Origin of the sequence: Flexivirga meconopsidis, assembly GCF_026162425.1 — a bacterium.
GTDB classification, from domain to species: Bacteria; Actinomycetota; Actinomycetes; order Actinomycetales; family Dermatophilaceae; genus Flexivirga; species Flexivirga meconopsidis.
The window spans coordinates 265,928-282,712 of record NZ_JAOBQJ010000001.1 but is presented as its reverse complement, the minus strand read 5'-3'; the positions used below and the strand labels follow the sequence as shown (position 1 = coordinate 282,712).

Sequence of the window (16,785 nt, the reverse complement as noted above, 5' to 3'; positions counted from 1 at the left end):
GCCGGGTCAGCCGACCTGCAGACCGAATTCGGTGATCACGCTGGCCAGACCCCCGGCATACCCCTGGCCGATCGCGCGGAACTTCCACTCCGTGCCGTGGCGGTAGAGCTCGCCGAAGATCAGCGCGGTCTCGGTGGATGCGTCCTCGCCGAGGTCGAACCGCACGCCCTTGTCGGCGTTGTGTGGGTCGTCGGCGTCGTAGATGCGGATGTAGGCGTCGGCGACCTGACCGAAGTTCTGGCTGCGCTGGTCGGCCTGGTCGATCGAGGCCACGACCACGATGCGCGCCACGTCCGGCGACACCTGCGTCAACGACACGTTGATCGACTCGTCGTCGCCCTCTCCCTCACCGGTGCGGTTGTCGCCCTGGTGCTGCACCGATCCGTTGTCGCCGGTGAGATTGTTGTAGAAGACGAAGTCCTGGTCCTGGCGGACCTTGCCGTTCTCGCCGAGCAGCAGCACCGAGGCATCCAGGTCGAACGGTGCGCCATCGGTGGTGCGCGGGTCCCAGCCGAGGCCGATCACCGCGTTGGTCATGCCAGGTGCGGCCTTCTCCAGGGAGATGTTGCCACCCTTGGTCAGACTCACTGCCATGTCGAATTTCCTTTCGTTGGAACGTTTTTCGTCATACAAGAGGGGTGTAGGGGTCGCGCCAGGACAGCTCGCGATAACCGTATGCCGCAGTCACTTGCTGCAACGTGCCGGAGTAGGGGTCGTGTTCCGCACGCAGCACCAGCCGGCCTTCCACGACGTATGCCGTGAGCAGCGCCTGCGCGCCGAGACTAGGCCCGGCGACCAGCGGCAGCTCGAGTCGCGCCCGGCCGTAGGTGGTGACTGCGACGGTGCCGCCCGGCATCTGCTTGGTGGGTCGGGTCGGCACCGCGAAGATCAGGAAGCGGTTGATGCCGCGGATGTGCCGCAGGTTGACCGCGACCCCGCTGGAGGTCGCCCGGAAGATCGGCGAGCGCGGGTCCGGACCCTGCTGGGCGAGCCCGGGCAGCACGAGCGACTCGCGGCCGTCGGCGGTCTCGAAGACCGTGCCGAGCACCACCTCCGACGGGTTGGCGACCGCGACCCTGGCCTCGAGCGCGCCGGCGGCGGACTGCATCCGGGTCAGCTCGACGACCGGCTCGTGCTCGGTCATCAGCCGCCGCTCGTCCGCGTGGATCGTCGGCAGCCCGAGGTCGTGCTTCGCCGGGAGCGTATGACGGGAGCTGCTCGCCGCCGGCGCGACGGCGCCGGACGGGGCGTCGAGACTCAGCGAGGTGCCTCCCGGCGGCGTGACCGGGTCGGACGAGCCGAGGTCGAGCGACGTCCCACTGGTCTCGCTGGTCGAGTAGGCCGGGGCGCCTGCGGAGGCCGTATCGAGACCAGCACCCAAATCCAACGACGTACCGCCTGATCTCGATACGGGCTCGCCCTGGGGGGCTCGCCCTACTCGATCAGCATCCGCAGCCGGCGCGGGTGGACCACCCAGGTCCAAAGACGCACCCTCGGGGGCTCGCCCTACTCGATCAGCATCCGCAGCCGGCGCGGGTGGACCACCCAGGTCCAAAGACGCACCCTCGGGGGCTCGCCCTACTTGATCAGCAGCTGTGGCCGACGCGGGCTGCGTCATACCGCGCAGCGAGCGCCGCCGCAGGAAAGGCAGGTCGGTGCGGGTGCTCACGAGTCGTCGCCGTTCATAGTGGAACGCCGAATTCCTTTGCCACGCCTGCCAATCCGGCGGAGTAGCCGAGCCCGAGCGCGCGGACCTTCCAGTCACCGTTGTGCTTGTAGAGCTCGACCAGCTTCAGCGCGGTCTCGTTGCCGAGGCCGCCTGCGAAGTCGACGGTGGAGATGATCGACGCGCCGCCGTCGAGGTTGAGCAACCGCACCACGAGGCTGCGCAGCTGGCCGAGCGTGCGGCTGCTGCCGCCGCCTTCGGACAGGTAGAGCACGAAGACGATCTTGGCGACCTCGTCGGGCACGCTGTCGAGCTCGACCTCGACCTGTTCGTCGTCGCCGCCGAGCGCCTGCTCCAACTGTGCGGTGGACAGGTCCGCCGAGACCAGTTGGTTGAAGTAGACGAGGTGCTCGGGCGACAGCGCGCGGCCATCGGCTCCAACCAGCACGGTCAGCAACGCCAGGTTGTCGTCGAGCGACCGCTCACCGCCGGTGTTCCAGGACACCCCGACGACGACACCCTTGAGGTCGGGCAACTCCCGGCGCAGCGCGATGTTCGCGCCCTTGGCCATGGGGCTCACGATGTCTTGTCCTCCTTGAGGCTCGTCGGGGCCGTCAGATGTCGAGTTCGGACTGGCCGAACTTGTCCTGCAGGAACCGTCCCTGCACCTGCAGCGCGCTGAGGTCTCGCTGGCGCCCTGCGGCGGCGAGCTCCTCCACGCTGCGGCGGAGCGTGGTCAGCTGCTCGACCAGCGCGTCGGTCGCGGCTGCCTCGCCCTGGGGGCCGGCGGCGCGAACCGCACCGACATACGCCCGGATCGTGCCGGGCAGGTAGTCGGTCAGCGTGCCGTTGATCGCGACCCGCACCCCGATGTCGAGGCGCGAGGCGTCACCACCGGTGAGCACCTCGCGGATCGTGTCGGTGACCGCGCGCGCGAGCACGACGCCGATCGCCGGCAGGTCGGCGGCGCTTGAGTTGATCTCCAGGATCAGCGAGCGCATCTTGCCGAGCAGTGCATCGACCGAGTCGCTGTCGGCGGTGACCTGCTGCTGCACCGACGCGACCGCCTGCGCCGCACGCGACGACCCGTCGGGGTCGAAGAGTCGTGACAGCAATCCCACGTTCGCGACCCTACTCGTGCCTCAGGTATGCCGTGTCGCGCCCCGGACGAGACGCCCCCGTCATACCCAACCCAACTGCCGTCCGTGCCGAAGCCAGGTGCGGCTGAGGTTCACTGCTGGCCGGGACGCAGCTGGTGCTGCTGCCCGTCACCCGCAGGCTGGAAGGACGCGGCGGTGGTCGCGTCGATGCCCTGCTGACGCATCGACCGCTCCAGGTAGGGCTTGGCGCGCTGCACCTGACCCTCCAGGGCGCCGATGGTCTGCGCCATCGACTGCGTTGCCTGCGAACGGAACTGGTCGATCGCGTCCATGGTCTGGAAGACGTTGTCGAAGGCTGCCTGCAGCTTGTCGATCTCGATCGTGCTGCTGGCCGCCTGCTGGTTGATCTCGGCGCCCTGGGTCTTGAGCTGCTGCGAGGTCTGCTCGATCAGGTTGGAGGTGGTGCTGTTGAGCGCGGTGATCTGGTCGAGCACGACCTTCTGCTGGGCGAGCGCCTGGCTGACGATGACCGCAGTGCGCAGTGCCGCGACCGTCGTGGTCTGGGCGCGGTCGACACCGCGGATCAGCTCCTGGTTGTTCTTACGCACCAGGTCCAGTGCCAGGTAGCCCTGCACCGACACGGCCATCTGGGTCATGATGTCCTGCCGCCGCTGCCGCACCGCGAAGAGCACGTCGGACTTCATGATGTTGGCGTCCTCGGTGCGGCCGGCCGCTTCCAGCTCGCCGACCTTGCTCGCGACTGCGGTGTCCAGGGCCGTCGCGAGCTGGTTGTACTCACCGAGCTTCTGCATCGCCTGCCACATGTTGTTTCGCTCGACCTCGATCGAGGCGTTGTCCTTGCGCAACTCGTCCTGGCCGGCGGCGAGCGACCGGATGATCGCGTCGAGGTGACTCTGCGCCGACTGGTACTTCATGAAGTAGTTCTCGATCTTGTTGCCGCCCGGCAACCACTTGAGCACCTTCTTGGCACCCTTGAGGTCGGCCCGGTTGGGGTCGAGGTCGGTGATCGTACGGCGCAGGTCGACCAGCGTGCCGCCGACCTTGCTCTGCGCGGAGTCCTTGCCGGCCTGCGCGGCCGGGCGCTGCAGCATCCGGTTGGACACATCGGACGAGCGCCGGATCTCCGTGTCGCCCATGTTGACGATCGAGTTCACCTTCTCGGTGAACGACGGTGCCTTCATGTCCATCGCGGTCAACTCATTGACGAACGCCTGCGCCTTCTTGTCCAGCTCGGTCTGCGCCTCGGGCGCGACCGGGATCGCCTGCACGGCCTGCTGGTCCTGCACGACGGCAACCGGCTGCGGCGCCTCGAGCACGAGCGAGGTGTCACTCGGTGCGGCGACCGGCGGCAGGTTCGGGGCCGGCGGGGTTGCCGTCTGAGTGGGCGGAGCCGGTTGGGGAGCCTGCTGAGGAGCGGGCGCCTGCTGCGGCTGCGGGGCCGGCGCCTGCTGGCCGGGTTGCGGTTGCTGCGGCTGACCCTGGCCGTTGTTCTGCTGCCACTGGTCGCCGAGCCCGCCACTGAGGTCGAGGTTGGACATGTCTGCAAGCCTCCTATGTGCCTTGCTCGCGAACTCCGCCGAACGCGCTGTTGCCGCGGCCGTTCCGCGGACCCCCGAGTTCGCTCATCACCTTACGTACTTCGGCGGGGTCGGGAACACCCCGTCGTCGTACTGGTAGACCGTGAATGACGCACGGTCGTTCCATCGGGACTCAACGCTCGAGGGGTGCGGGGAGTTCGCGGCCCCCGTCGTACAGCGTCGGTCAGTGGATGAGCTCCTGCCAGTTCGGCGGGACCGCACCCTCGGGGCCGGGCACCGGCTGGTCGATCGGGTGGGAGTGCGGTGCGGCGAGTTCCGGTGCGGCCAGGGCCTGTTCGGTGGCGAAGTTCCAGGCCCACTCCTCGCCGGGCTCGAAGCTGACCATCACCGGGTGGCCGGCTGTGGCGTAGTGCTTGCTGGCGTGCTGCGACGGTGAAGTGTCGCAGCAGCCGATGTGCCCGCAGGCGGCGCAGCGGCGCAGATGCACCCACCAGCCACCGCTCGCCAGGCATTCCACACAGCCCGTGCCGGAGGGCGGCACGCTCGGGTCGATGTCCTGGTCGATGTTTTCAGCCATGCTTCGACCCTCGCACACCGAAGGCGGCTGCGGGCGTGGATTGGTCAGGCCGTTCGCCGGCTGCCGAGAGCCAGCAGCAGCGCGACCACGACGGTGGCGGCGACCGAGATCACCGCGGCCACCAACAGGATCGTGTGAATGCCGTATGCCGTGGCGTCCACCGCCGCCGACGCCGCCCGGGCGCGCAATGACGGCGGCGCGGCGCTGGCCACGAGCTGCCCTGCGCCGGAGGCGACCGCTTCGCGGAGGGACGTCACAGCGTCCGCCGGAAGGTGCGCCGGCGCGACGTTGCTCGCCATACGATCCCCGGAGCGGGCCGAGAAGACCGCACCGAGCGAGGCCACCCCGGCCGCGGTGCCGACCTGGCGGAGCGTGTTGACGACTCCGGTCGCCATGCCGGCGCGATCGGGCTCGACGCTCGCGAGGGCCGCGCTCGACAGCGTCGCGCTCGATGCGCCGAGGCCGACGCCGGCGAGCACGAATCCGGGGGCCAGTGCGGTCCAATCGGACGAGGCATCGACGCGTGATGCCCAGTAGAGCCCGATCGCGACCAGAGCGAGGCTGCCGGTGAGCGAAACGACCGTCGGGATGCGGTGTGCCAGCTGGGCGATGACCGGCGCTGCGACGAACGAGCTGACGGTCAGCGGCAGGAAGCGCACACCGGCTTCGAACGGCGAATAGCCCAGTGTATTCACGAAATACAGCCCGACGTAGTTGGTCGCGGCGACGATCGTGCCGGAGATGATGAGCGCGGTGATGCCGATGCCGACGTAGCCGGGGCGACCGAAGAGCTCCAGGTCGACCATGGGGTCGACCACCTTGCCGGCCCGTATGACGAAGGCCGCGAGCGCCAGGGCCGCGACGACGAACGACGCAACGATGAGTGCGGACCCCCAACCTTCTGATTGGCCGCGGATCAGCCCGAACACCAACGCCGCCAATGAAATCGTCAGCAGCGCCGTGCCCGGCCAGTCGGTGCGACGGGCGGAGACGGCGCGTGACTCGGGCAGACCGACGCGTGCGCCGAGGAAGGCCAGCGCACCGATCGGCACGTTGATCGCAAAGATCCACTGCCAGCCGATGTGGTCGACGATCAGACCGCCGAGCAAAGGGCCGACCGCAGTAGCGCCGGCGAGCGTCGCACCGAACGCCCCGATGGCCTTGGCGCGTGTCTTGGGGTCGGGGTAGGCGTGGCCAAGGATCGGCATCGCCGTGCCGAAGAGCATTGCTGCGCCGATGCCCTGCACTGCGCGCATTCCGTTGAGCATCAACGGGTTCACCGCAAGGGCGGCGCCGAGCGAGGCGAGCGTGAACACCGCCATACCAATGCTGAAGAGGCGGCGGCGCCCAAGGCGGTCTCCGAGCGTCGCAGCGGTGAGGAGCAGGGCCGCGAGCGGCAGGGTGTAGGCATCGACGACCCATTGCAGGTCCCCGAGGTCGGCGTGCAGGTCGTTCTGAATGTCCGGCAGCGCGACCGCAACGATCGTCATGTCCAGCATCAGCATGAACATTGCGATGCAGATCAGCGCGAGCGCGACGCCGGGGCGGCCACGGTCGGCGGTGGGCTCGGGTGGTGTTGCGCGACGACGGGACAGGTCGACGGTCATCGGATGCCTCTTGAGGTTGGGAGGGGCGCGGCCACAGCGCGTGGTGTGATGATCAGTGAACAGCTGTAGCGCTACACTTGTCAACTTACAATTCTGCGAGGATGCTCATATGGCTGCCCGCACCGCACCGTCCGACCAGCGCCCGCGCACCACGCGCACCCGACGCTCAGTCGCCGCCCGAGGGGACGGAGCGCGCCTGCGCGAGGAGATCCTGAACGCCGCGATTGCCCTGGTCGAGGAGCTCGACGACCCTTGGCGACTCTCGCTTCGATCGGTAGCGCGCGAAGTCGGTGTGGCGGCGACTTCGATCTACCTGCACTTCGATTCACTCGAATCCCTTTTGCAGGCAGTCAAATCCGAGCTATGGGGTCGATTCGGCGACGAGATGGTCTCGGCCGCCGACCAGGCCGGGCCCGACCCCTTCGACCGGATCGTCGCCTTCGGCCGGGCCTACGTGCGGTTTGCCGCCGAACAGCCCGGGGCCTTTCGCACGCTGTTCGCGACCACCTGGAACCTCGAGTTGCCCCAAGGCGAGAGCTTCGTCGGCCAATCGCAGTTCGAGCTGATCGTCGACGCCGTGGCCGAGGTCAGCACCGACCGCGAGGACGCCGTCCAGCGCGCCACCCAGCTGTGGTGCGGCCTGCACGGGATGGTCATGCTGCGGTCGCCGCTCAGCAAGTTCCCGTGGCCCGACATCGACGACCAGCTCGTCGGGCTCGCACGTCAGTGGAGCCGGCCGCGGCCGGCTCGCGATTGACACGACGTCGCTCAGCGGTAACCGGCCGCCTGGTCGTTCCCGTCGGACGACTGACCGCGCTGTCGCAGCGCCTCGTGCAGCACGATCGACCCGGCGGTCGCGGCGTTGAGCGAGCTGGCGGTGCCGACCATCGGGATGCTGACAACGCCGTCGACGGCATCGCGCCAGGCCCGGCTTAGGCCGCGGGTCTCGTTGCCGATCACCAGCAGCGTGGGTCCGGTCAGGTCGACCTTGCGCAGGTCACTCTCGCCGCCCTCATCGGTGCCGTAGATCGTGTATGCCGTGCCTGAATCTCGTTGTGCTGCAACCCAGTCGAGCACTTCAGCGGCCGAACTCACCCGCACCGTCGGCACCGCGAAGATCGAACCGGTGCTGGCTCGCACGGTGCGCGGGTCGTAGGGGTCGGCGGCGTGCCCGGACACGACCAGACCCGTGCCGCCGAACGCGTCGATCGACCGCAACAGCGTGCCGAGGTTGCCCGGTTGCGTGGGCCGGTCGAAGACGGTGATCAGCGGATCCGGCACCGCGAGGCGGTCCAGATCGTCGGGCGACATCCGGACGATCGCGACCAGCTCGGGAGGTTCGTCGGAGTCGCGTTCGGCCAGCTCGGCGAGCAAGTCCGGCGCGAGCTCGTAGCGGTCCCCCGGGGCGTCCCGCCATACCTGATCGGCCCAGGCGCTCGGCCGGGCACCGGTCGGGCGCAGCAGGGCCGCGAAGTCCCAACCCTGTTGCAGCGCAATGGAAATCGGCCTCACGCCCTGCACGACGAACTGAGCCGAGCGGTGTCGCTTGGTGCGGTTGTCGAGCAGCGCCTGCCACTGCTGGAAGGTCGCGTTGCGGCTACCGATGCGCTGCACTCGTCCGGTCACCCCGCCATCCTGCTGCATTCGCTGCGGTTGGGTGGGAGGCTGCAGGTATGGCGACCAACCCCGACAACCCGGACCAGGACGAGGCAACCCTGCGGTTGGCTCACGACGCGGTAGCAGCCGGCAACCCGACCGGCTGGTTCGAGCCGTTGTATGACGCGGCCGGTCGCGGCGAGGCGGTCGTGCCATGGGACCGGGGCGGCCCGCACCCGATGCTGCTCGACTGGGCGCAGGAGCAACGCGGTGGCGCACCCGACGGTACCGGCAAGTCCGCGATCGTGCCTGGCGTCGGCCCGGGAGCTGACTCCGAGCTGCTGGCGTCATACGGCTATGCGACAACGGGATTCGACGTTTCGCCGACGGCCGTGCGGACTGTGCGGGCGGCACACCCGCAGAGCCCGGTCGACTACCGGGACGCCGATCTTTTCGAGCTGCCGTCCGAGTGGGTCGGCGCGTTCGACCTGGTCGCCGAGGTGATGACCGTGCAGTCGATGCCGCACGGCGATGTCCGGGCGCGAGCCACTGCCGCGGTGCGGTCGCTGGTCGCGCCCGGGGGGACGCTGCTGGTGATCGGCAGCACCCTCCCGGAAGGCATACCGCTCGAGGAAGGACCTCCGTGGCGGCTCACGCCCGAGGAGATCGCCGCGTTCGCCGCCGATGACGTTGTGCTCCAGCGCGTGGTGCATTCCCAGGACAGCGGCGTGCGCTACCGCGCGGAGTTCGTGCGGGCGCGTTGAGTGCGTGCGGCCAATTGCGGTCGTTTTGCGCTGGTCGAGCAGGGCGGAGGGGCGATGCGGGGGAGCCCGTATCGAGACCACTCCTACTCCACCACGCAACACCATCCCACCCGCCACTGACAACCCCCGCCTGATCCCACGAATCACACTGGAAACACTCACTATTCGGCCTTGTGCACCCTTCCCAACCACATCGAACACGTGTATGATTTGGGTATGTCCCAGCTGCAGCAGGCACTCACCAACCAGGTGATCACCGCTGCCACCACCAGCGAACTACTGCAGGCAGCACAAACCCTGCTCCGCGCCGCGTTCGAGAAGGCCCACGAGCCCGACGGCACGGGTCTCTCGGATGACGACCTGCTCGATCAGGTGCTCGCTACCCAGCAGGTGCAGAACTCCGCGTGGGCGACCCAAACCCTGCGGCTGGACCAGCTCGCGCAGCGCGAATACGACAAACACCCCGAAAGCCCGGACACGTGGACACCGTTGGAAGTCGGTGCCCGGCTGGGGTGGACCGACCGGCAAACCAGTCTGCGACTCAGCCAAGCGGTCGAGAGTGTCCGCTACACACCGCTGCTGCTCCACCAGGCCGGGACCGGCGAGTTGGAGGGACGGAAAGTGATCGCGGTCAGCGACACCCTCGCCGACGCGATCCCGGCAACCGGCACACCCGAAACACCCGAGGCAGCTGATTGTCCGGTCGACCTCGCCGCAACCATCGAAGCCGAGATCCTCGCAAGCGCCCCGAAGACCTCGACATCGACGAAACTGCACCGCCGCACCCGCCGCCTACTAACCCAGCACGCACCCGTCGCAGCCGACCACGCTGCGGCGGCACGACGGCGAGAGTCCACCGACGTGACCGTCGCACCCCACTGGGAGCCAGGCATGTCCACCCTCACCGCCGTCCTGCCCTCCCTGGACGCGGCGAAACTCATCACCGCAATCAACACCCACGCGAGAGTGCTGCGCGGCTCGACCGCCACCGGTAAGAGCCTCGGCGAATGCCGGGTCGACGCCCTTACCGACCTGCTCCTGTCGAACGCGCACGTGACCACCGAACTCGTCCTACACGTCCCCTTCCACCCCGCCACCACCACAACGGCCGCGGCCACAGGGGACGCGACCGGGACTGTTGAGGCGACCGGACCGGCCCGCGAAACATGCACGGGCAAGGTGCGACCGCCCGCGCTGCGGGAGTTCATGCTCCCGATCAACCCGGTCGTCCTCGACCTCGGCCCCTGCCGCCCGACCAGTTGCCACCCGATCAGTGAGGCCGAACGCCAACTCAAAGCGATGGTGCGCGAAGCCGCACCACGGACCGGCACCCGACCACCACCGGCCCCACCACCCGACCCGGCGCCACCGGCTCATCCGATGAGCAGCACTGATCCAACGCGCTCCACTAACCCAGCGCGAACCCGTCGGCGCGAGACTGTGCCCCGCTTCGCTGACAACCCAACACCGATGCGTTACCGGCTCGGCGACATCCACGTCCCCGGTGTCGGGGTCATCCCCGCCGATGCGATCCGCGAACTCACCGACCTGCTCGGCACCAAACTCACCCGCGCCCTGGTCAACGCCGACACCGGCACGGTGGCCGAAACCGCCAACCAGACCTACACCCCCGGTGCGCGGTTGGCGCGGTTCGTCCGCGCCCGTGACCAGCACTGCCGATTCCCCGGCTGCACCCGACCGGCAACACTCACCGACCTCGACCACGTCACCCCATACCCGGACGGTCCGACCGCAGCCCACAACCTGCAATGCCTCTGCCGACACCACCACCGCGCCAAACACGAAGCAGGCTGGACCGTCACCATGACACCCGACGGTGCCTGCACCTGGACCAGCCCCGCCGGGCACACCTACCTCACCCACCCCGCCGACTGAGCACCTCCGCACGACTGAGCACCTGCGGGCGACTGAAACGCGCCTTACCGACTACGCCCCGCCCGGCCGGCGGCCATCCATCCCGAAGAGCACAGCGTGGTCTCCGCTCGCGGCGTGCTCGATCTGGTGACGCATCCGCGGCGAGCTGACGGGCAGGTCCGCCACCGGGAACCAGCCGACATCGGTGGACTCCGCGTCCCCGACCCGCGCCTCACCGCCGGTGGCCCGGCAGCGCACCGTGGTATCGAGGAACTGGCAAACGTCACCGTTCGGGTAGGTGGTCACCGGCAGCGCGAGCACCCACACGACCCGCTCGACCACTGCGGAAAGAGTCGTCTCCTCACGAATCTCACGGACCGCGGCAGCGTCGACGTCCTCACCAGGGTCGACGATGCCGGTGACAGGGGTCCACGCACCGTTGTCGGCCCGGCGCACCAGCAGCACCTCCGGGCCGTCGTCCGCGCTGTCGCGCAATACCACCGCGGTCACTCCGGGCAACCACAACAGGTCCTGTCCGACCCTGTCGCGCAGCCCCTGCAGATATGGATCGAGTGGTGCAGCCATCGGGTCCTCTCGTGATCGGAGCCTCCGCCATACGGCCAGGTGTGAAGCGGGCCGAAACGGGTAGTCAGCGGGCATGTCTGCCAGTTCGTCCATCCTGCCCGCGCTGGGCGATCCCCCGACGGCCGCACCCCCGGCGATCGGCCGCGACGAGATACGAGATGCCGCGCGGACAGCCGCCGACAGCCCCGAGCGGGTGACCACCGCCCTCGCGCTCGCCCAGCGGCTCGGCACACGCCTGCCGGTCCCCGGCGACGGCCGCACCACCGAATTGTGGGCGACGCTCGCCGATCTGGGCGAAATCGACCTGACCGTGGCTCGCGCCGTCGAGCCGCACCTCGACGCCGCCGCGATCCTCGTGCAGGCCCGCCGGGACGGTTACCTGGACGGCGACTTCGAATTTGCCGGCAGTTGGGGCGTTTTCGCGGCCGAGGCGCCGGACGCCCGGCTTCGCGCGTCCCGGTCGGACACCGGCGACGGCTGGGTCCTCGACGGCAACAAGCCGTGGTGCTCACTGGCCGACCGGCTCGACCACGCGCTGGTCACCGCGTGGCTGGACGACGACACCCGTGGACTCTTCGCGATCGACCTGCACGACGAGCGCGTCACGCCGGCCGACGACTCCGGCTGGGTCGCCCACGGACTGCCGGAGGTCACCAGTGTCGCCATCGAGGCACGCGGGCTGCCGGCGCGGCCTATCGGCCCGCCGCACTGGTATCTCGACCGGCCCGGATTCGCCTGGGGAGGCATGGGAGTCGCGGTCATCTGGTTCGGGGCCGCCCGCGCAATCGCCGATCAGGTACGACGACGCCGGCGCGCGCCGGACCAGATCGCGAAACTCCACCTGGGACAACTCGATCTGCTCATCTGGTCGGGCGAGACGGTGCTGCAGTCGGCCGCAACACAGGTCGACGGCAGCATGGACACCACACCGCAGATGCTGGCCCTGCGGGTGCGGGCCCAGTGCGCGCAGATCGCCGAGGAAGTGCTCCGCATCGCCGACCATGCGATGGGTCCTGCCCCGCTGGCGCTCGATCGGCGCTATGCGGAGCGGGTCAGCGACCTGCGTCTCTACGTGCGCCAGCACCACGCCGAGCGCGACCTCGCGGCACTCGGCGAGGCCGTGTATGCCGGTGGGACCGGCCGGCGATGACCGCGACCTTCCGGCACGACGAACCCAGCACTCCGGCAGCCGATTGGGCGGCCGAGCCGGACCTCGCTGTCGGCCTGGACGGGATCGACCGGGTTCTGGTCATTGCCGCACACCCGGACGACGAGAGCCTCGGCGCGGGCGGGTTGATCGCGACCGCCGTGCGGCGCCGACTGCCGGTCGAAGTGGTCATCCTGACCGCCGGCGAAGGCTCCCACCCCGACTCGTCGACTCACAGCCCGTCGATCCTCGCGACGCTGCGCCGCGTCGAGGCCCGTCATGCGGCGTCCGCGCTCGGCCTGCCGTATGGCGCTGTCACCGTCGGCCACATCCCCGACGGCGCCGTGCAGACCGCCACCGACGAGATCGTCGCCGACCTTGTCCGCCGGCTGCACGACCCCCGCCGGACCCTGGTCGTCGCGCCGTACCGTCACGACGGCCATCCCGACCACGAAGCCGCTGGAGCAGCCGCTGCGACGGCCGCGCACCGCACCAACAGCCGGCTGCTGGAGTATCCGATCTGGTTTCGGCACGTCGGTCTGCCAAGCACGCTTCCGGACGGCAAGCTGGTCGGTCTCAAGCTCGAAACCGACGCCCAGACAACCAAATCGGCGGCGATCGCCGCGCATCGCAGCCAATTGCAGCCGCTGTCCGAGGAGCCCGGCGATGAGCCGATCCTGCTGCCGGACTTCCTCGAGCACTTCACCGGTATGACGGAGCTCTTCGTCCGGTCGGACGTCGGAGCCGACGACCGCCTCGAGCGGTTGCATCGCGAAACCGCCGAGCCGTGGGGCGCGGACACCCGTTGGTACGAGGAGCGCAAACGACAGATCCTCCTCGCGATGTTGCCTCGGGCGCGATTTCGTCGGGCGCTCGAAATCGGTTGTTCGACAGGGGTGCTCACCCGGGAGCTCGCCGAGCGCACCGACCGGTTGGAGGCACTCGACAACGCACCGACCGCGATCGCCGCGGCCCGGTCCCGCGTGCCCACTCCCCACGTGCAGATCAGGCACGGGAGCACACCAGCCGACCTGCCGGACGGCGAGCCGTTCGACCTCGTCGTCTGCTCCGAGGTCGGCTACTTCCTCAGCCCCGACGCGCTGACCGGCACGATCCGACGCATCGGCGAACTACTCGCAGACGACGGGGTCGTCGCGCTCGCGCACTGGCGGCACCCGATCGACGGGTGGCCGTTGGATGCCGCAGCCGTGCATGCGGCATTCGCGGCCGCACCGCTGCCGCCGGCGTCGGCGGTCTATCGCGATCGCGACGTGGAGATCGTCCTGCACTGCGCCGCCGAGTGCCTCCCCGACCCGACGGCATGACGATTGCGCAGGCGCTGGTCGTGATCCCGGCGCGGGACGAATCCGCCTTGGTGGCAAGGGCGGTCGCAGCGGCGAACGTCGCCCGCCGCCATGCCGAGCAGCAGCATGGCGTGCGCACCGCGTGCGTCGTCGTCGCCGACGCGTGCACGGACGACACCGCCGAAATCGCCGCATGCGCCGGCGCCCATGTCGTCGAATCCCACTGCGGTTGCGTAGGACTCGCCAGACGCCTCGGGGTGGCACGCGCCCGCGCGACCGCTGCGACCGTTGCGGTCGAACCCTCACGGATCTGGATCGCCTGCACCGACGCCGACAGTGTCGTCCCCCCAGGCTGGCTCACTCGCCAACTCGACCACGCGCACGACGGCACCGACCTGGTGCTCGGCCGGGTCGAGCCGGATGCCGCGGATCTGCCGACGGACGTCCTGCGCGCCTGGCGTGCCCGCCATGACGATCGCGATGGGCACCGGCACGTGCACGGCGCGAATCTGGGTTTCCGCGCGGCGCCCTACGACGCGGTCGGCGGCTTTCCCGCCGTCGCACACGATGAGGACGTGCTCCTGGCCCGCAAGCTGAGTGCCGGTGGTTTCGTCATACATGCCGACGGGGCGGACCCCGTGATCACCTCGGGTCGTCGAATCGGCCGCGCACCAAGCGGATTCGCCGCCTACCTAAACGCCCTCGCTGGTGCGAGCTCGCGTCGGCCTGGCAGTCAAGCTGTCCGGGCGGTAGTCCACCAGACCGGCACATGAGCTATTCATCGGAGGTTGCAGTGCTGTCATCGCCGACGCACGACCTGAGGATCGCCGTCATCGCCCCGAGCCGATTCCCGGTCGCCGAGCCCTTCGCGGGCGGGCAGGAGTCATTCGTCTGGCATCTCTGCGCGACCCTCCGAGCGCGCGGTGCGCAGGTGGTGCTGTATGCCCCGGCCGGCTCCGATCCGAGCATCTGCGATGAGCTGCAGGCGTTTCCGCCCGTTACGTTGAGCGACGCGTCCTGGATGGACACCACGTGCCCACCACCGGAGGAGATCGGGAGTCACCTCGCCTACCTGTGGGCGATGCAGCAGCTGCGCCACCGGGTGGACATCGACGTAGTCCACAACCACAGCCTGCATCACTATCCGGTCGCGCTCGCCGATCTCGTGCCGGCACCCATGCTGACCACCTTGCACACACCACCGTTCGGTTGGCTCGAGGTGTGCGCGCAGCTGGCCGGGGAGCGGCATGTCTTCACCGGCGTGAGCGCCTTCCTTGCTGCGCAGTGGAGCACGCTCTCCGCGCGAATTCGGGTGGTGCACAACGGTGTTGACCCGGCTCGCTTTCCGCCCGGACCGGGCGGGGAGGCGCTCGCGTGGGTTGGTCGAATCACCCCGGAGAAGGCCCCCCACCTCACCATCCGGGCGGCGTTACGAAGTGGTCGGCCGCTGCGGATCGCCGGCCCGGTCAGCGACAAGGAGTATGCCGCCACGCACGTCTTCCCGGCCATCGACGGCGTGCGCGTGCAGTATGCCGGCCACCTGTCCGGGCGGGAGCTGGCAGCGTTCTACGGCAGCAGCGCGGCGACGCTGGTCACTCCGGACTGGCCCGAGCCATTCGGCCTGGTGGCAGCGGAGTCCTTGATGTGCGGCACGCCCGTGGTTGCCCTCGCCCGCGGCGGCTTGACCGAAATCGTGCGGCCGGGCCTCAACGGCGCGCTGGTGGACGACCCCGACGAGCTCGCGGGCGGGGTTGCGATCGTCGACAGCCTGGACCGCGCCCAGATCCGGACTGCCGCTGAGCGCCACCTGTCCGTGGACGTCATGATGGACAGCTACCTGCGGCTGTATCAGGGATTGACGGCCAACCGGAGTCACACCGCCCTGAGTCACCCGGTATGACGCGGGGGGAAGTCGCCTTCTACGTCCACCACCACGGGCGAGGCCATCTTGCCCGTACGACGCTGCTGGGCTGCGAACTCGCCGCGGGCGGTGCAGCCGTGACTCTGCTCGGCGAGTTGCCGCACGCACCGAGCCTGCCGGGGGTGGCCTGCGAACGCATCGGTCCCGATGCCGACGACCCGCCGGCATCGGGGGATCCGAGCGTCCACGGGCTCTTGCACTGGGCGCCGCGCGGCGCTGACGGGCAGTTCGCGGAGCGTATGCGCCGGCTTGCTGCCTGGTTGGTCGCTCACCGGCCGGCGGTCCTGGTCACCGACACCTCGGTGGAGGTCACCCTGCTGGCGCGGCTGCTCGGCATACCGACCGTGGTGGTCACTCAGCCAGGCGAGCGCACCGACGCGGCGCACCGGCTGGGCTTCGCCTGCGCCGACGCGATCATCGCCCCGTGGCCCGAGCGTTTCTACCGCCCCGACTGGCTGGCGGCGGTGCGCGATCGAGTCGTTTTCACCGGAGCACCGACGGGAAACGCGCTGGCGGATGCGACCGCCGCCATACCCGGCACCGTCCTCGAAGTCACCGGAGCCGGCGGTTCGGCCCAGCTCTTCGATCAGGCCGTGGCACCGGACGCCGGATCGGCGGAGCTTGCAGACCCGTGGCGGACCGGGCGCGCGTGCCCGACGACCGTCCCGCCGCGGACAGGGCACCAAGAACGCCCATGGCGCCGGAAGGCAATCGGGCCGGCCGAATGGTGTGACGACGTACCCGCCGCCATCGCCTCCAGTCAGGTCGTGGTCTGCCATGCCGGACAGAACCTCATCGCCGAGGTCGCCGCCGCCGACCGGCCGGCGGTCGTCATCCCGCAACACCGGCCCTTCGGGGAGCAGGCGGCGACCGCCGCTGTGCTGCACCATCACGGTCTGGCCCGCGCACTTTTGCACGAACCGACCGACTGGGAGCCGATCTACGAGCAGGCCATCGCCTGGCCGCGGGACTGGACAGCGTGGGCACCCGCGGACGCCGTGGACCGTGCCCTGGAGGTGATCGGACGGTGGCTGTGAGTGGCATGGCTGTGAGTGCCATGGCTGTGGGTGCCACGACTCCGAGC

The 16,785-nt window shown here is 69.4% G+C and carries 17 protein-coding genes; 8 read left to right on the top strand and 9 right to left on the bottom strand.

Annotated features, from left to right (window positions below; translation table 11 throughout):
* Window positions 1-6: 6 nt before the first annotated feature.
* The 7 genes from N2M23_RS01380 to N2M23_RS01350 form a co-directional block, all read right to left on the bottom strand.
* Window positions 7-594, bottom strand: coding sequence for a TerD family protein (locus tag N2M23_RS01380; protein ID WP_265442736.1), 588 nt, complete (start codon window positions 592-594; stop codon window positions 7-9).
* A 31-nt stretch (window positions 595-625) separates the two neighbouring features.
* Entirely contained in the window at window positions 626-1,387 is a 762-nt protein-coding gene (locus tag N2M23_RS01375) for a hypothetical protein (protein WP_265442735.1), read from the bottom strand.
* Window positions 1,388-1,682: 295 nt separating this feature from the next.
* Entirely contained in the window at window positions 1,683-2,237 is a 555-nt protein-coding gene (locus N2M23_RS01370) for a TerD family protein (RefSeq protein ID WP_265443854.1), read from the bottom strand.
* Between the two features lie 43 nt (window positions 2,238-2,280).
* Complete coding sequence (locus N2M23_RS01365; protein WP_265442733.1) at window positions 2,281-2,787, bottom strand: hypothetical protein; 507 nt, start codon at window positions 2,785-2,787, stop codon at window positions 2,281-2,283.
* Between the two features lie 110 nt (window positions 2,788-2,897).
* On the bottom strand, window positions 2,898-4,325 hold the full coding sequence (locus N2M23_RS01360; RefSeq protein ID WP_265442732.1) for a toxic anion resistance protein: 1,428 nt from the start codon (window positions 4,323-4,325) through the stop codon (window positions 2,898-2,900).
* A 223-nt stretch (window positions 4,326-4,548) separates the two neighbouring features.
* Entirely contained in the window at window positions 4,549-4,902 is a 354-nt protein-coding gene (locus tag N2M23_RS01355) for a UBP-type zinc finger domain-containing protein (RefSeq protein ID WP_265442731.1), read from the bottom strand.
* A 44-nt stretch (window positions 4,903-4,946) separates the two neighbouring features.
* Window positions 4,947-6,509 carry an MFS transporter gene (locus N2M23_RS01350; RefSeq protein ID WP_265442730.1) on the bottom strand — a complete coding sequence of 521 codons (1,563 nt, stop codon included), beginning with the start codon at window positions 6,507-6,509 and terminating at the stop codon, window positions 4,947-4,949.
* Window positions 6,510-6,618: 109 nt separating this feature from the next.
* On the opposite strand from N2M23_RS01350, the gene N2M23_RS01345 reads away from it, so the two are divergent.
* Window positions 6,619-7,266, top strand: a complete 648-nt coding sequence (locus N2M23_RS01345) for a TetR/AcrR family transcriptional regulator (protein WP_265442728.1) — start codon at window positions 6,619-6,621, stop codon at window positions 7,264-7,266.
* Window positions 7,267-7,277: 11 nt separating this feature from the next.
* Here N2M23_RS01345 and N2M23_RS01340 read toward each other — a convergent pair whose 3' ends face one another.
* Complete coding sequence (locus N2M23_RS01340) at window positions 7,278-8,135, bottom strand: TrmH family RNA methyltransferase (RefSeq protein ID WP_265442727.1); 858 nt, start codon at window positions 8,133-8,135, stop codon at window positions 7,278-7,280.
* 47 nt (window positions 8,136-8,182) lie between these two features.
* Between N2M23_RS01340 and N2M23_RS01335 the strand changes: the two genes are divergently transcribed.
* Together N2M23_RS01335 and N2M23_RS01330 are read left to right on the top strand one after the other, a co-directional pair.
* On the top strand, window positions 8,183-8,869 hold the full coding sequence (locus N2M23_RS01335) for a class I SAM-dependent methyltransferase (protein ID WP_265442726.1): 687 nt from the start codon (window positions 8,183-8,185) through the stop codon (window positions 8,867-8,869).
* A 216-nt stretch (window positions 8,870-9,085) separates the two neighbouring features.
* Entirely contained in the window at window positions 9,086-10,765 is a 1,680-nt protein-coding gene (locus N2M23_RS01330; protein ID WP_265442725.1) for an HNH endonuclease signature motif containing protein, read from the top strand.
* 51 nt (window positions 10,766-10,816) lie between these two features.
* Here the strand turns inward: N2M23_RS01330 and N2M23_RS01325 are convergent, their stop codons facing one another.
* Complete coding sequence (locus N2M23_RS01325; RefSeq protein WP_265442723.1) at window positions 10,817-11,329, bottom strand: NUDIX hydrolase; 513 nt, start codon at window positions 11,327-11,329, stop codon at window positions 10,817-10,819.
* 73 nt (window positions 11,330-11,402) lie between these two features.
* On the opposite strand from N2M23_RS01325, the gene N2M23_RS01320 reads away from it, so the two are divergent.
* The 5 genes from N2M23_RS01320 to N2M23_RS01300 are packed head-to-tail and all read left to right on the top strand — an operon-like array spanning window position 11,403 to window position 16,738.
* Window positions 11,403-12,479, top strand: a complete 1,077-nt coding sequence (locus tag N2M23_RS01320; RefSeq protein WP_265442722.1) for an acyl-CoA dehydrogenase — start codon at window positions 11,403-11,405, stop codon at window positions 12,477-12,479.
* Entirely contained in the window at window positions 12,476-13,801 is a 1,326-nt protein-coding gene (locus N2M23_RS01315) for a bifunctional PIG-L family deacetylase/class I SAM-dependent methyltransferase (RefSeq protein WP_265442721.1), read from the top strand. The genes N2M23_RS01320 and N2M23_RS01315 overlap by 4 nt, the downstream gene beginning before the upstream one ends.
* Complete coding sequence (locus N2M23_RS01310) at window positions 13,798-14,553, top strand: glycosyltransferase family 2 protein (protein ID WP_265442719.1); 756 nt, start codon at window positions 13,798-13,800, stop codon at window positions 14,551-14,553. Before N2M23_RS01315 ends, N2M23_RS01310 begins: the two co-directional genes overlap by 4 nt.
* Window positions 14,550-15,680 carry a glycosyltransferase family 4 protein gene (locus tag N2M23_RS01305; RefSeq protein WP_265442718.1) on the top strand — a complete coding sequence of 377 codons (1,131 nt, stop codon included), beginning with the start codon at window positions 14,550-14,552 and terminating at the stop codon, window positions 15,678-15,680. The genes N2M23_RS01310 and N2M23_RS01305 overlap by 4 nt, the downstream gene beginning before the upstream one ends.
* Complete coding sequence (locus tag N2M23_RS01300; RefSeq protein WP_265442716.1) at window positions 15,677-16,738, top strand: glycosyltransferase; 1,062 nt, start codon at window positions 15,677-15,679, stop codon at window positions 16,736-16,738. Before N2M23_RS01305 ends, N2M23_RS01300 begins: the two co-directional genes overlap by 4 nt.
* Window positions 16,739-16,785: the final 47 nt, after the last annotated feature.